Origin of the sequence: Nocardioides pymetrozini (assembly GCF_046058985.1) — a bacterium.
Classification (GTDB): domain Bacteria; phylum Actinomycetota; class Actinomycetes; order Propionibacteriales; family Nocardioidaceae; genus Nocardioides.
In genome coordinates this window covers 2,093,090-2,107,057 of the sequence record NZ_CP175556.1, presented here as the reverse complement: position 1 = coordinate 2,107,057, position 13,968 = coordinate 2,093,090, and the positions used below count along the sequence as shown (strand labels likewise).

Below are 13,968 nucleotides of genomic sequence, written 5' to 3'. Positions count from 1 at the left end.
GCTGTCGTCATGGCTCAGGAGCAGAAGCAGCCGCGCAAGTCGGACGAGGCCGAGGAGACGACCGAGGTCGCCCCCGAGGCCGAGGTCGCCGAGCGCAAGGAGGCCCTCGACGACGACGTGGACGCGATCCTCGACGAGATCGACGACGTCCTCGAGACCAACGCCGAGGACTTCGTGAAGTCGTTCATCCAGAAGGGCGGCGAGTAGCCGCCGATGAGTGACGCACGCATCCCGGGCGCCTTCCTGCGCCCCGGGACCTCCTCCTTCAGCGACTTCCTGGCCGAGAACGCGCCCGACCTGCTCCCTGCCCGCCGGTCTCTGCCGGCCGGGAGCGCCGCCGAGCTGGCTCCGCACGGCACCACGATCGTGGCCGCGACCTTCCCCGGCGGGCTGGTGATGGCCGGCGACCGCCGCGCCACGATGGGCAACGTGATCGCCCAGCGCGACATCCAGAAGGTCTTCCCGGCCGACGAGTACTCCGTCGTCGGTATCGCCGGTACTGCCGGCCTGGCGGTCGAGATGGTGCGCCTCTTCCAGGTGGAGCTCGAGCACTACGAGAAGATCGAGGGCTCGATCCTGTCCCTGGACGGCAAGGCCAACCGGCTCTCCGCCCTCATCCGCGCCAACCTCGGCATGGCGATGCAGGGCCTGGCCGTCGTCCCGATGTTCGCCGGCTTCGACCTCGACAGCGGCGTCGGCCGGATCTTCGGCTACGACGTCACCGGTGGCCGCCACGAGGAGGCCTCCTTCTTCACCGTGGGCTCCGGCTCGCTGTTCGCGCGGGGCGCGCTGAAGAAGCTGTGGCGCGAGGACCTCTCGGCCGACGACGCCGTCCGGGTCTGCCTACAGGCGCTGTACGACGCCGCCGACGACGACTCCGCCACCGGCGGCCCCGACCTGACCCGCCGGATCTTCCCGATCGTGTGGGTCGTGACCGCCGACGGCGCCGTGCAGCTCGACGAGGCGGCGATCGGCGGCCTCGCCGACCAGGTGGTGGGCGCACGGATGGCCCGGCCCGACGGACCGCTGGCGCCGCTGCCCGGCGCAGGCGAGGAGATCTGAGATGAGCACCCCCTTCTACGTCTCGCCCGAGCAGCTGATGAAGGACCGGGCGGACTTCGCGCGCAAGGGCATCGCCCGCGGTCGGTCTCTCGCAGCGGTCCAGTACGCCGACGGCGTACTGCTCGTCACCGAGAACCCCTCGCAGGCGCTGCACAAGGTCTCCGAGCTCTACGACCGGCTCGCGTTCGCCGCCGTCGGCCGCTACAACGAGTTCGAGAACCTTCGGATCGCAGGCGTCCGCCTCGCCGACATGCGCGGCTACGCCTACGACCGGCGCGACGTCACCGGCCGTGGCCTCGCGAACGCCTACGCCCAGACCCTCGGCACCATCTTCTCCTCCGGCGGCGAGAAGCCCTACGAGGTCGAGATCTTCGTCGCCGAGGTCGGCACCACCGCCGCTGACGACCAGATCTACCGCCTCACCTACGAGGGCCGCGTCGCCGACGAGCAGGGCTTTGCCGTCATGGGTGGCGACAGCGAGACCGTTGCGGCGTACCTCTCCGAGCACTACACGCCCGGTGCTCCGCTCGCCGAGGCGCTGAGCGTCGCCGTGGCCGCACTCGGCCACACCGGTGACGGCGACCGGGTCATCCCCGTGGAGGACCTCGAGGTCGCGGTGCTGGACCGGACCCGCACCCAGCCGCGGAAGTTCGCCCGCCTGCGCCCCGCCCGCGTCGCCGAGTTCCTCGGCCCCCGCGGCACCCCCGAGCACGCCGCGCCGCTCCCCGACGACGGCGCACCCGGCTCCGGCGCCGTCCCCTCACACTCCGACGACCCCGCCGACCCGACCGACCAGGTCTCCGGGCACGTCGCCCCCCTCGAGGACCCCGGCACCGGTGAGCCGCCCTCGGGTGAGCCTCCGGTCGCTCCGCCGCTGTAGCGGGCGGGTGGTCGGACGTGATGCGGTTTGGGACCAAACCGCATCAACTTGGGACTCATCCCTGCGGTTTGTGGCCAATCGGTGTCCACCGGGCGAGCCATGCTCCGCGTCTGTCCACAGGAGGCCAGTCGACGGTTGATCCCGGGGGCGGCTTGCGCCGACCCTTCGGACATGGAGATCGCTCCGGACGGCGCCATTCGTGGTGAGGTGCGCCTCGCCGGCCATCAACGCGTCTCCCACGGCCTGTACCGACCTCAGACGCCCGATCTCGAGGCGTGGGGCAACTTCCTGAAGGACCTGGCCGCCCTGCGGCTCGTGCTGCCTGCCGATGCGGCCTTCACCCATGTGACCGGGGCGCGTCTGCTCGGCTGGAACCTTCCCGCGATCCCCGAGCAGGTGCCCCACTTCGCCGCTGTGCGCTCGGCGAACCGTCCACGCCGACCGGGCCTGGTCTGCTCGCGCCTCACCCACGAATCCGAGGTGCGCATGGTTCACGGACTCCGGGTCGACGCGCCTGCCGAGATCCTCTTGCGTGCAGCCCGGGACCTCGGCGACCTCGACCTCGCCATCCTGGTGGACTCGGCCGTCCGTCGCGGCGACGTCAGTGACGCCGAGATCCAGGAGGTGCTCGCCTCGAGGCGTCCCGGGACGCGTCGCCTCAGGGAGGTGTGGGGCAGCCGGGACGCCAGGTCGGAGTCCGCTGGCGAGACCTTGCTGCGGTGCTTCCACCGAGTGATGGATGTGCCGACCAGGTCGCAGGTCGACATCCACGACGACCGCGGACGCTTCCTGTGTCGCGCCGACCTGCTCGTCGTCGGCACGACGAGCATCCATGAGTACGACGGCGCCATCCACCGTGACAAGAACGTCCACCGACGAGACCTGCGCCGCGAGCGCGCACTGGCCGACACGGCGTACGTCCGACGCGGATTCACACTCGACGACCTGGTCAACCATGCGGCGGTCCTCATGCATGAGCTCGACCGACTGCTCGACCGACCGCACCAGGCGCGCCGCCTGCGCGCATGGCGCGCGCTCATCGACGACTCGCTCTACTCGGAGATCGGGCGAGAGCGCGTGATGAACCGCTGGCATCGGTCGACCGACCCCGTGCATTGGGCACGAACTGCATGACCAGGCCCGGATTTCCTGCGGTTTGGTCCCAAACCGCAGGGACCCTCAGGCGAACGGCTTCGTCGCCGGCCCCTCCAACACCGACCCGTCCGGCGCAAACCGCGACCCGTGCAGTGGGCAGTCCCAGGATGCCTCGGCGTCGTTCCACCGCAGTACGCCGCCGAGGTGGGTGCACAGCGGAGCGTTCTCGCCGGGGAGGAGCCGGGCGGCGTGTCCGCAGGCCATCTGCCAGCCGACCTCGGCGTTGAACAGGGCAGTCCGGCCGGCGGCGAGTGCCTCGCGCGGTGTCCAGGCGCGCAGGGCGCGGCCCCAGGCCGGAGGGTGGCCGCCGAGGAGGTCGGCCGCGATGAGCAGGGCGGCGGCAGGGGCCGTGGACAGGCCCCACTTGTCCAGGCCGGTGACCACCTGGATGCGGTGGTCGCCGGGGACGGCGGGACCGACGTACGGCAGGCCGTCCGCGGGGGACTGGTCCTGGGCAGACCAGACGTGGCGCAGCTCGGACCCCGGGAAGGTCTCGCGCGCCCAGGAGAGCAGCCGGTCCAGGCGATCGGCGGCCGAGCCGCGCCCGGTGACGTGCCCGGACCCGCCGACCATCACGAGCGGCTCGCCGTCCGAGGACCGGACCGAGCGCAACGAGCGCACCTCGCGGTCCGACGACAGGTGCATGCCCGCGGGGGCCCAGTCGGCGGCCGCCAGGGTCGCGGCGTACGAGCGCTGCGGCTGGAGGCGGGCGAAGAAGCCACCGCGCAGCAGCGTCGGCTGGTTGGTGGCGACGACCACGGCGCCCGCCCGCACCTCCGCCCCGCCGTCGGTGGCCAGGGTCACGCGGTCGTCCGACCGGTCGATCGACACGACGCGGGTCGACTCGTGGATGGTGCCGACCTCGCTCGTCACCTCGCGCGCCAAGGCACGGAGCAGGTCCATGGCGTCGACCTGGAACTGGTCCTCGAGGCGGACCGCGCCGAGGACCGGGTACGGCAGCTCGGTCTCCTCGGTCCACTCCACGTCGAGGCCCGCCGTCCGAGCAGCCGCGAGCTCGCTCTCGGCTCGCACCAGCCCGAGCTTCGTGGTCGCGTACGTCGTCGCGTGTCGGGTCTCGGTCGTGACGCCGTGCTCGTCGCAGAAGCGCCGCAGCCACGCCTGGCCCTCGCGCCCCGCCTCCACATAGCGGCGGGCGGTCGACGGCGGGTTGGTGCGCATCACCCGACTCAGCTTGGTGCCCTGGAGCAGGCTCACCTTGCCGGTGGTGTGCCCGGTGGTGCCGTCGCCGATCCGCCGGGCCTCGAGGACGACGACGGACCGGCCGCCCCGCGCGAGGAGGAGCGCACACAGCAGGCCACCGACGCCGCCGCCGACCACCGCGACGTCGTACGACACCCGTCCGGTGAGCGGCGGGAACGGCCCGGGGCGTGGCCGGTCGAACCAGACCGGGGCGCTCGCGGAGGGGCGGAGGTTGAAGTCGTCCGGCGCGTTCATGGCGCTTCGGTACCCGATGAGGGCCGCGGCAGTAATGTGCGTACATGGACCGTCGGATCTTCGGGATCGAGAACGAGTACGGCGTCACGTGCACGTTCCGCGGACAGCGGCGGCTCAGCCCCGACGAGGTCGCGCGCTACCTGTTCCGCAAGGTCGTCAGCTGGGGGCGGTCGAGCAACGTCTTCCTGCGCAACGGCGCGCGGCTCTACCTCGACGTGGGGAGCCACCCGGAGTACGCGACACCGGAGTGCGACGACGTCACCGAGCTGGTCACGCACGACAAGGCGGGGGAGCGGGTGCTCGAGGGCCTCCTGCTCGATGCCGAGCAGCGCCTGCACGACGAGGGCATCGCCGGCGAGATCTACCTGTTCAAGAACAACACCGACTCGGCCGGCAACTCCTACGGCTGCCACGAGAACTACCTCGTCAGCCGCGCGGGGGAGTTCAGCCGGCTCGCCGACGTACTCATCCCGTTCCTGGTGACCCGGCAGATCATGGTCGGGGCCGGCAAGGTCACCCAGACCCCGCGCGGGACGAGCTTCTCGGTGAGCCAGCGCGCCGAGCACATCTGGGAGGGCGTGAGCAGCGCGACCACGCGGAGCCGCCCGATCATCAACACGCGCGACGAGCCGCACGCCGACGCCGAGAAGTACCGGCGGCTGCACGTGATCGTCGGGGACTCGAACATGAGCGAGACCACGACCATGCTCAAGGTCGCCTCGTGCGACCTGGTGCTGCGGATGATCGAGGAGGGCGTGGTGATGCGCGACCTCACGATGGAGAACCCGATCCGCGCGATCCGCGAGATCTCCCACGACGTCACCGGCCGGCGCAAGGTGCGCCTCGCCAACGGCCGCGAGGCCAGCGCGCTCGACATCCAGGGGGAGTACCTCTCCAAGGCCCGCGACTTCGTGGACCGCCGGGGCATCTCGACACCGGTGGTCGAGCGGGCCCTCGACCTGTGGGAGCGCAGCCTCAAGGCCGTCGAGTCCGACGACCTCGGCCTCATCGACCGCGAGATCGACTGGGTCATCAAGTGGAAGCTGATCGACCGGTACCGCGCCAAGCACGGCCTGCCGCTCAGCCACCCGCGGGTCGCGCAGCTCGACCTGGCCTACCACGACATCCACCGGGGCCGAGGGCTCTACTACCTGCTCGAGAAGCGCGGGGCGGTCGCCCGCGTGTCCAACGACCTGCGGATCTTCGAGGCCAAGTCGGTGCCTCCGCAGAACACCCGGGCGCGACTGCGCGGCGAGTTCATCCGGCGGGCCCAGGAACGGCGACGCGACTTCACCGTGGACTGGGTGCACCTGAAGCTGAACGACCAGGCGCAGCGCACGGTGCTGTGCAAGGACCCGTTCCGTGCGTACGACGAGCGGGTGCAACGCCTGATCGACGGCATGTGACACACGCCTTCGGGTAGTCGGTAGGGTTTGCGCGTGCTGAAGCGCCTGCGACGTCCCTCCGTGCTGGTCCTCTCGATCCTGCTGCCTGCCAGCCTGACCCTGGCGGCCTGCGGCGGATCCGACTCCGACGAAGTCAAGGGCCTCGACGCCGTCGACATCAGCGGCCCGGTCGGTGAGTCGCCGGAGCTGGACTGGAAGGCGACCATGACGGCCGGCAAGCCGGCGGCGAAGGTCCTCACCGAGGGTGAGGGCGAGACCCTGAAGAAGGGCGACGTCGTCCGCGTCGAGTTCACTCTCGCCGACGGCTGGACCCACAAGGTGGCCTACGACAGCTACGCCGCTACGTCGCTCAGCGCCCTGGTCAAGGTCGGCGCCGAGAAGGAGCCGCAGACCCTGACCGACCTGCTCTCCCTCGGGTTCGCCGACCAGATCGAGGCCGGCCAGAAGGTCGGCAGCCGGATCGCCGTGACCGTGGGCAGCGACGTCGCCTTCGGCGACTACCTCGGCAGCCAGGCGGCCACCCTCCTCGCGGGCATGGACATCGGCAACGAGGACGGCATGCTCTACGTCGCGGACATCGTCGGCATCGCCGGCCCCGAGGGCGCCGAGGAGCCCGCCCCGGCATGGGCCCCCGCGATCGTCGAGGAGGGAGGACTGCCGGCGAGCCTCGACTTCTCCGACGCCCCGAAGCCGAGCGGCAAGCTCGAGGTCGCCACCCTGACCAAGGGCACCGGCCCGGTCGTGACCAAGGGCCAGACCATCCTGGTCAGCTATCTCGGTCAGATCCCGGGCGGGGCGAAGCCGTTCGACACCAGCTACGCCGACGGCCGCGGACTCGAGGCAGTCGTCGGCGGCAAGGAGGCATCGGTCGTCAAGGGTTGGTCGAAGGGCCTGGTCGGCCTGCCCGTCGGCAGCCGGGTGCTCCTCCAGATCCCGCCGAAGCTGGGCTACGGCGACCAGGCGCAGGGCGAGGACATCCCAGCCAACTCCACGCTGTACTTCGTCGTCGACATCCTCGACGCCGCCGACCCGGAGCCGAAGCCGGAGCCGGCCCCCACCGCCAGCGACGAGGCGACCCCCAGCCCCGAGCAGAGCCCGGATGCCAGCACCGAAGAGTGAGCGCCTGCTCAACCTGCTGATCATGCTCCTGGTGCAGCGCAGGCCGATCGCCAAGGAGCGGATCCGGGAGCTGCTCTACCCCGACTCCCGACCGGACGCCTTCGAGAAGATGTTCGAGCGCGACAAGGAGGAGCTGCGCAGCCTCGGCGTACCCATCGAGGTCGCGACCATCGACCCCCTCTTCGAGGACGAGGTCGGCTACCGGATCCCGCCCGAGGCGTTCGCGCTCCCCGACGTCGAGCTGACCCCGGAGGAGGCCGCGGTCGTCGGCATCGCTTCGCGCGTGTGGCAGCACGCGACGATGGCGCAGGCCACCACCGACGCCGTCCGCAAGCTGACCGCCGCCGGGATCGACGTCGACCTCGACGCGCTGGAGATCGCGCGGCCACTGCTGACCGCGGAGGAGCCCGCCTTCGAGCGGTGCTGGGTCGCGGTGTGCGAGCGCAACGCCATCGAGTTCGACTACCAGCGGCCCGACAGCGATGCGCCCATGCGTCGGCGCGTCCAGCCCTGGGGCGTGGTTCGCTACTCCGGTCGCTGGTACCTCGTCGGATATGACGCCGACCGCGACGCCGAGCGCGTCTTCCGGCTGTCCCGGGTTCGCGGCGAGGTGCGCCTGGTCGGGCCGCCCGGTGCCTACGACGTGCAGCCCGAGACCGACGTGCGCGAGATCGCCCGACGGATGGCGCCGCCGGTGCCGACCACCACCGCGGTGGTCCTCGTCCGCGAGGGCGCCGGCCACGGCCTGCGCCGGTCCGCCGAGCGGATCGAGACCGGAGTGCCCGGCCCCGACGACCGCACCAGCTGGGACCGCCTCGTTCTCGCTCGCCCGACGCAGGGACTGGCCGACGAGGTGCTCTCGCACGGTCCCGACGTGGTGATCGTGGAGCCGGCCGCCATACGCGAGCAGGTCGTGGCGCGGTTGCGGGAGGCGGTCGCGTGAGCGCGGTGAATCGTGCGGTTTGGTCCCAAACCGCAACGACACGCCGTACGACGTTGCGGTTTGGGACCAAACCGCACCCTCACGGAGCCCCCCGATGAGCCGGGCCACCCCCGCCCCCGGCGCCCGCGACCAGGTCGCCCGGCTGCTGACCCTGGTCCCGTTCCTGCACCACCGCGACGGCGTCCGGCTCGAGGAGGCGGCGAACCTGCTCGGCACCACGCCGAAGCAGGTGGTGCAGGACCTCAAGGTGCTCTTCATGTGCGGTCTGCCCGGGGGGCTCCCGGACGATCTCATCGACGTCGACCTCGACGCCATCGTGACCGAGGAGGGGAGCCCGGTCAGCGAGGGCGTGATCCGGGTGGAGAACGCCGAGTACCTCGCCCGCCCGCTGCGGCTGAGCGCGACGGAGGCGTCGGCGATGATCGTCGCGCTGCGGATGCTGCGGGACTCCGGTGCGGCCGGGGCGACCCCGGAGCTCGTCGACCGGGTGCTGGCCAAGCTGGAGGCGGCCGCGGGCGCGCCGCACGTCGAGATCACGCCGTCGCCACGCGACGCCCAGCAGGTGGTCGTCGCCCAGCTGACGGCGCTCGTCGAGGAGGCGGTCGCCTCGCGATGTCAGCTGCGCCTGCTCTACTTCGTGCCCTCGCGCGACGAGGAGTCGGAGCGGGTGGTCGACCCGTACGGCGTCGTGTCGCACGGGGTCTTCTCCTATCTCGACGCCTTCTGCCACCGGGCGGGAGCGGACCGGCTGTTCCGGCTCGACCGGATCACCAAGGCCGAGCTCCTCCCGAGCGCCGCCGAGACGCCCGCCCGTGCGCCGCGCGACCTCAGCGACGGGCTGTTCACCGACGACGCCACCCCCGACGCCACCGTCGTGACCCTGCATCTCGACCCCGAGGCGCGCTGGGCGACCGACTACTACCCGATGCGCGACGTCCGGGTGGCGCAGGACGGGTCGGCGGAGGTCGACCTGGTCGTGGTGGACCGCCGGTGGCTGACCCGGCTGCTCCTGCGGCTCGCACCGCACGCCCGGGTGGTCCGTCCCGCAGAGTTCACCGAGACTTTCACCGCCCGGGCGCGGGAGACGCTCAGGCTCTACCAGTGACGAGGGCGTAGCATGGGCCCCGTCCGTACCGTCCGATGATCGAGAGTTGGTCCCGCCGATGTTTCCCCTGATCGGAATGCCCCAGGGAGCCGAGTGGCTCATCATCCTGGCGATCGTGATCCTGGTCTTCGGAGCAGCCAAGCTCCCCGACCTCGCGCGCGGCACGGGACAGGCGCTGCGGATCTTCAAGGCCGAGACCAAGGGCCTGCGCGACGACGACAAGAAGGCGCCGCCCGCGACCGGTACGACGGCGGAGCTCAACGCCGCCGGCGAGGCGCGGCTCGACGACGTCACCGAGGGCGAGATCGTCGACGACCGCCGCGAGAACAACGCCTGACCTTGGCCGTCTCCGGTCTCCTCAAGCTCTTCATCGGAAAGCCGGTCCATCCCGTTGGCGACGACGGGCGGATGGCGCTGTCCGACCACCTCCGGGAGCTGCGCGCGCGGATCCTGAAGGCGGGCTTCTCCGTGCTCGTCGCCTTCGGCGTCGCGCTGTTCTTCTTCGACCCGCTCTTCCAGCTCGTGCTCGACCCCTATCTCGCGGCGCAGGAGCGGCTGAAGGACGGCTCCACCGAGGCCACGACCTCGGGCGCGGCCGGTGGCTTCCTGCTCTACCTGAAGCTGTGCGGCCTCGCCGCGCTCATCGGCTCCAGCCCGGTGTGGCTCTACCAGATCTGGGCGTTCGTCCTCCCGGGGCTGCACCGCAACGAGAAGCGCTGGACGGGGATCTTCGCGGTCATCGCGGGGCCGCTCTTCGTCGGCGGCATCGTGCTCGGCTACGTCACCTTGCCCAAGGGGCTGGAGCTGCTCATCGGCCTCAACCCCGACGAGCTGCAGAACCTGGTCGAGTTCAACGACTATCTCACCTTCTTCAGCCGCACCCTGCTGGGCTTCGGCATCGCCTTCGAGATCCCCGTCTTCGTCGTCCTGCTCAACATGGCGGGCGTGCTCAAGGGCAGGACTCTCGGTGCGCACCGGCCGTGGATGATCGTGGGGACCTTCGTGTTCGCGGCCGTGATGACCCCCTCGGGTGACCCGTTCACGATGACGTTCATGGCCGTCCCGATGATCGTGCTCTTCCTGCTCTCCGAGGTCATCGCGCGGCTCAACGACCGTCGCCGGGAGCGGACGTCGATCAACGCGGGCCTCTCGCCCGACCAGGCAAGCCCTCTCTGATGCCCCGCGCGGTCATCCTCACCAATCCCACCGCGGGGAAGGGGCGAGGCGCCCGGATGCGCGACGAGGCGCTCCCGCGCTTCCACGGAGCCGGTTGGCGGACGACGGTGCTCACCGGTCGCGACGCCGACGAGTCGGCCCACCTCGCGCACGTCGCGGTCGCCGAGCGGCCGGACGTGCTGGTGGTGTGCGGCGGGGACGGCATGGTCAACATCGGTCTCCAGGCCGTCGCCGGTACGCCGGTCCCGATCGGCATCCTGCCGGCCGGCACGGGCAACGACTTCGCCCGCTACTTCGACCTGCCCCTGGGCGACGGTGCGGCCGCGGCCGCTCGGATCCTGGAGGGATCCCGGCGCACGGTCGACCTGGCCCGGATCGGGGAGCGCTACTTCGGCGGCGTCCTCGCCGCGGGCTTCGACGCCGTCGTGAACGAGCGCGCCAACCGGATGCGCTGGCCGCGGGGCCAGCTGCGCTACAGCCTCGCCACCCTCGCCGAGCTGCGGGTCTTCCGGCCGCTGCGCTATCTCCTGGAGCTCGACGGCGTCGAGCGGCAGGTGGAGGCGATGCTGGTGGCCGTCGGCAACGGGCCCTCCTTCGGCGGCGGCCTGCGGATCGCGCACGGCGCCGAGCTCGACGACGGACTGCTCGACGTCGTGCTCATCAAGCCGCTGAGCCGCCGCGAGCTGGTCCGGACCTATCCGCTCCTCTTCGACGGGAGACACGTGAGCCATCCGCAGTTCGAGCGCCACCGCGTGCGGCGGGTGAGCGTCGCGTGCCCGGGGATCGTCGGCTACGCCGACGGCGAGAGGTTCGGCCCCCTGCCCCTCACGGTCGAGAGCGTGCCCGCCGGGGTACAGGTGAGGGCATGAGCACGAGCGAGCACGACGACGGCCTGAGCCCGGCAGCGCGCTACGCGTCGTACCGCAAGGACAAGGGGCACCCCGTCTTCCGCGACTTCGCCGCCGGCTACGCCTTCCCGCTCGACCCCTTCCAGGTCGAGGGCTGCAAGGCCGTCGAGGACGGCGACGGCGTGCTCGTCGCCGCACCGACCGGCGCCGGGAAGACGGTCGTCGGCGAGTTCGCCGTCCACCTCGCCCTCGAGACCGACCGCAAGTGCTTCTACACGACGCCGATCAAGGCGCTGTCGAACCAGAAGTACCACGACCTGGTGGAGCGGTACGGCGCCGACCGCGTCGGCCTGCTGACCGGCGACACCACCATCAACGGCGAGGCGCCCGTGGTCGTGATGACCACCGAGGTGCTGCGCAACATGCTGTACGCCCGCTCCCGGACCCTGGTCGGGCTCGGGTTCGTGGTGATGGACGAGGTGCACTATCTCGCCGACCGCTCCCGCGGCGCGGTCTGGGAGGAGGTGATCATCCACCTGCCGGAGTCGGTCTCGGTGATCTCGCTGTCCGCGACGGTCTCCAACGCCGAGGAGTTCGGCGAGTGGCTGGAGACCGTACGCGGCTCCACCCGGACGATCGTCGCCGAGCGCCGACCGGTCCCACTGTTCCAGCACGTGATGGTCGGGCGCCGCCTGCTCGACCTGTTCGCCTCCTCCGACGTCGACGCCGCCGCGGGCTTCGTCCGGGAGGGCGCGCCGGTCAACGACGAGCTGATGAAGCTGGCCCGCGACGACTGGGCCTCGACGCGCCTCAAGGGCCACCGCACCGCCAAGGGCTCACGCCAGGGCGGTCCCGGCAGCCGCAACGTCGGCAACGGACGCCGGATCTGGATCCCGGGTCGGCTCGACGTCGTCGACCGCCTGCAGCGCGACAACCTGCTGCCCGCGATCGACTTCATCTTCAGCCGGGCGGGCTGCGACGCCGCGGTCCAGCAGTGCCTCGACGCCAACCTGCGGCTCACCACGCCGGAGGAGCGTGACGAGGTCATCGCGTACGTCGAGGAGGCGCTCGGCGCACTGCCCTCGGCCGACCTGCACGTCCTCGGCTACCACGACTTCCTCGAGGCCGCCTCGCGCGGCGTCGCCGCCCACCACGCCGGGATGCTGCCGGCGTTCAAGGAGTGCGTCGAGGAGCTCTACCTGCGCGGGCTGATCAAGATCGTCTTCGCCACCGAGACCCTCGCCCTCGGCATCAACATGCCCGCCCGCACGGTGGTCCTGGAGAAGCTGAGCAAGTGGAACGGCGAGACCCACGCCGACATCACGCCGGGGGAGTACACCCAGCTCACCGGCCGGGCCGGACGCCGCGGTCTCGACATCGAGGGCCACGCGGTCGTGCTCTGGCAGCCCGGCATGAACCCGCGCGACCTCGCGGGACTCGCCTCGACCCGGACCTACCCGCTGCGCTCGAGCTTCCGGCCGTCGTACAACATGGCGGTCAACCTCGTGCACTCCTACGGCCGCCACCAGGCGCGCGAGCTGCTCGAGCAGTCCTTCGCGCAGTTCCAGGCCGACCGGGCCGTCGTCGGGTTGGCGCGCCAGCTGCGCAAGGCCGAGGACGCTCTCGAGGGCTACGCGCAGGCCGCCCAGTGCCATCTCGGCGACTTCCTGGAGTACTCGGGCCTGCGCCGCCGGGTCTCGGAGCTGGAGAAGGCCGCGAGCAAGGTACGCCGCCAGGACCGGCGCGACGAGGCGCTGGCGTCCCTCGAGCGGCTCTCCCCGGGGGACGTGATCGTCGTACCGGTCGGGAAGTTCGCCGGGCCCGCCGTCGTGGTGGACCCGGGGCTGTCCGAGCACGGCCACCGACCGCTGGTCATCACCGCGGAGCGCCAGGGGCGGCGGCTGGCGATGATGGACTTCCCGACCCCTGTCGAGCCGGTGGCCCGGATCCGGCTGCCCAAGCGGGTCGACGCCCGCAACCCGCACCAGCGCAAGGACATCGCCCAGCAGGTGCGCGAGGCGGTCCGGGCGCTCCCGTTGTCGCTCACCCGGCCTCGGGCCGAGCGGGGCCCGGTCGACGAGGGCACCGCCCGTGAGATCCAGACGCTTCGGGCGCGGATCAAGGAGCACCCCTGCCACGGCTGCGCGGACCGCGAGGACCACGCCCGGTGGGCCGAGCGGCACGCGAAGCTCGAGAAGGACGCGCAGACGCTCGCCCATCGCATCGAGCGGCGCACCAACACCGTCGCCCGGACCTTCGACCGGGTCTGCGAGGTGCTCGAGGCGCTCGACTACCTGCACGACGACGAGGTCACCGACCGCGGCCGCGGGCTGATGCGGATCTACTCCGAGCTCGACCTGGTGGCCGCGGAGTCGCTGCGCCTGGGGCTGTGGGACGACCTGACCCCGTCCCAGCTCGGCGCGGTCCTGTCGGCGCTGGTCTACGAGGCGCGCCGTCCCGAGGAGGCCCCGCCGAGCGTGCCCGGCGGCGCCATCGCCACGACCATCGAGGCGATGACCCGGCTCTGGGGCGACCTCGAGCGCCTGGAGCGCGAGCACCGCCTGGACTTCCTGCGCCGACCCGACGCCGGCTTCGCCTGGACCGCGTGGCGCTGGGCGGAGGGCCAGGACCTCGACGAGATCATCACCCGCAACGACCAGACCGCCGGCGACTTCGTGCGCCAGATGAAGCAGCTCATCGACTTCGCGGGCCAGATCGCCGACGCCGCAGCCGGCACCCCCGTCCGTGACAGCGCCCGGCAGCTGGTCAAGCTGTTGCGCCGGGGGATCGTCGCGGCCGAGTAGCCGGGGGACGCACGG

The 13,968-nt window shown here is 71.5% G+C and carries 13 protein-coding genes; 12 read left to right on the top strand and 1 reads right to left on the bottom strand.

Annotated features, from left to right (window positions below):
- The first annotated feature begins 9 nt into the window (after nt 1-9).
- The 4 genes from ACJ5H2_RS10320 to ACJ5H2_RS10305 are packed head-to-tail and all read left to right on the top strand — an operon-like array spanning nt 10 to nt 3,076.
- Nucleotides 10-207: a ubiquitin-like protein Pup gene (locus ACJ5H2_RS10320; RefSeq protein WP_408899471.1), complete on the top strand. Its 198-nt coding sequence runs from the start codon at nt 10-12 to the stop codon at nt 205-207.
- A gap of 6 nt (nt 208-213) precedes the next feature.
- Nucleotides 214-1,062 carry a proteasome subunit beta gene (prcB, locus tag ACJ5H2_RS10315; protein ID WP_408899470.1) on the top strand — a complete coding sequence of 283 codons (849 nt, stop codon included), beginning with the start codon at nt 214-216 and terminating at the stop codon, nt 1,060-1,062.
- Between the two features lies 1 nt (nt 1,063).
- On the top strand, nt 1,064-1,942 hold the full coding sequence (prcA, locus tag ACJ5H2_RS10310; protein WP_408899469.1) for a proteasome subunit alpha: 879 nt from the start codon (nt 1,064-1,066) through the stop codon (nt 1,940-1,942).
- A 48-nt stretch (nt 1,943-1,990) separates the two neighbouring features.
- Entirely contained in the window at nt 1,991-3,076 is a 1,086-nt protein-coding gene (locus ACJ5H2_RS10305) for a hypothetical protein (RefSeq protein ID WP_408899468.1), read from the top strand.
- Between the two features lie 45 nt (nt 3,077-3,121).
- Here the strand turns inward: ACJ5H2_RS10305 and ACJ5H2_RS10300 are convergent, their stop codons facing one another.
- Nucleotides 3,122-4,552, bottom strand: a complete 1,431-nt coding sequence (locus tag ACJ5H2_RS10300) for an FAD-dependent oxidoreductase (RefSeq protein WP_408899467.1) — start codon at nt 4,550-4,552, stop codon at nt 3,122-3,124.
- 44 nt (nt 4,553-4,596) lie between these two features.
- Here ACJ5H2_RS10300 and pafA point away from each other — a divergent pair, with 44 nt between their 5' ends.
- The 8 genes from pafA (at nt 4,597) to ACJ5H2_RS10260 (ending at nt 13,953) form a co-directional block, all read left to right on the top strand.
- Complete coding sequence (pafA, locus tag ACJ5H2_RS10295; protein WP_408899466.1) at nt 4,597-5,958, top strand: Pup--protein ligase; 1,362 nt, start codon at nt 4,597-4,599, stop codon at nt 5,956-5,958.
- Between the two features lie 33 nt (nt 5,959-5,991).
- Nucleotides 5,992-7,077 carry an FKBP-type peptidyl-prolyl cis-trans isomerase gene (locus tag ACJ5H2_RS10290; RefSeq protein WP_408899465.1) on the top strand — a complete coding sequence of 362 codons (1,086 nt, stop codon included), beginning with the start codon at nt 5,992-5,994 and terminating at the stop codon, nt 7,075-7,077.
- Entirely contained in the window at nt 7,058-8,020 is a 963-nt protein-coding gene (locus ACJ5H2_RS10285) for a helix-turn-helix transcriptional regulator (protein ID WP_408899464.1), read from the top strand. Before ACJ5H2_RS10290 ends, ACJ5H2_RS10285 begins: the two co-directional genes overlap by 20 nt.
- 94 nt (nt 8,021-8,114) lie before the next feature.
- Nucleotides 8,115-9,125 (top strand): helix-turn-helix transcriptional regulator, encoded by a 1,011-nt coding sequence (locus tag ACJ5H2_RS10280; RefSeq protein ID WP_408899463.1) that lies wholly within the window; start codon nt 8,115-8,117, stop codon nt 9,123-9,125.
- A 58-nt stretch (nt 9,126-9,183) separates the two neighbouring features.
- Nucleotides 9,184-9,462 carry a Sec-independent protein translocase subunit TatA gene (locus ACJ5H2_RS10275; protein WP_408899462.1) on the top strand — a complete coding sequence of 93 codons (279 nt, stop codon included), beginning with the start codon at nt 9,184-9,186 and terminating at the stop codon, nt 9,460-9,462.
- 2 nt (nt 9,463-9,464) lie between these two features.
- Nucleotides 9,465-10,301 (top strand): twin-arginine translocase subunit TatC, encoded by an 837-nt coding sequence (gene tatC, locus ACJ5H2_RS10270; RefSeq protein ID WP_408899461.1) that lies wholly within the window; start codon nt 9,465-9,467, stop codon nt 10,299-10,301.
- Complete coding sequence (locus ACJ5H2_RS10265; protein WP_408899460.1) at nt 10,301-11,170, top strand: diacylglycerol kinase; 870 nt, start codon at nt 10,301-10,303, stop codon at nt 11,168-11,170. Before tatC ends, ACJ5H2_RS10265 begins: the two co-directional genes overlap by 1 nt.
- Nucleotides 11,167-13,953: a DEAD/DEAH box helicase gene (locus tag ACJ5H2_RS10260; RefSeq protein WP_408899459.1), complete on the top strand. Its 2,787-nt coding sequence runs from the start codon at nt 11,167-11,169 to the stop codon at nt 13,951-13,953. The genes ACJ5H2_RS10265 and ACJ5H2_RS10260 overlap by 4 nt, the downstream gene beginning before the upstream one ends.
- Nucleotides 13,954-13,968 lie beyond the last annotated feature (15 nt).

Coding starts and splice junctions, on each gene's coding strand:
- ACJ5H2_RS10320 (WP_408899471.1), top strand. CDS start 10: ATGGCTCAGGAGCAGAAGCAGCCGCGCAAGTCGGACGAGGCCGAGGAG.
- prcB (WP_408899470.1), top strand. CDS start 214: ATGAGTGACGCACGCATCCCGGGCGCCTTCCTGCGCCCCGGGACCTCC.
- prcA (WP_408899469.1), top strand. CDS start 1,064: ATGAGCACCCCCTTCTACGTCTCGCCCGAGCAGCTGATGAAGGACCGG.
- ACJ5H2_RS10300 (WP_408899467.1), bottom strand. CDS start 4,552: ATGAACGCGCCGGACGACTTCAACCTCCGCCCCTCCGCGAGCGCCCCG.
- pafA (WP_408899466.1), top strand. CDS start 4,597: ATGGACCGTCGGATCTTCGGGATCGAGAACGAGTACGGCGTCACGTGC.
- ACJ5H2_RS10285 (WP_408899464.1), top strand. CDS start 7,058: ATGCCAGCACCGAAGAGTGAGCGCCTGCTCAACCTGCTGATCATGCTC.
- ACJ5H2_RS10280 (WP_408899463.1), top strand. CDS start 8,115: ATGAGCCGGGCCACCCCCGCCCCCGGCGCCCGCGACCAGGTCGCCCGG.
- ACJ5H2_RS10275 (WP_408899462.1), top strand. CDS start 9,184: ATGTTTCCCCTGATCGGAATGCCCCAGGGAGCCGAGTGGCTCATCATC.
- ACJ5H2_RS10265 (WP_408899460.1), top strand. CDS start 10,301: ATGCCCCGCGCGGTCATCCTCACCAATCCCACCGCGGGGAAGGGGCGA.
- ACJ5H2_RS10260 (WP_408899459.1), top strand. CDS start 11,167: ATGAGCACGAGCGAGCACGACGACGGCCTGAGCCCGGCAGCGCGCTAC.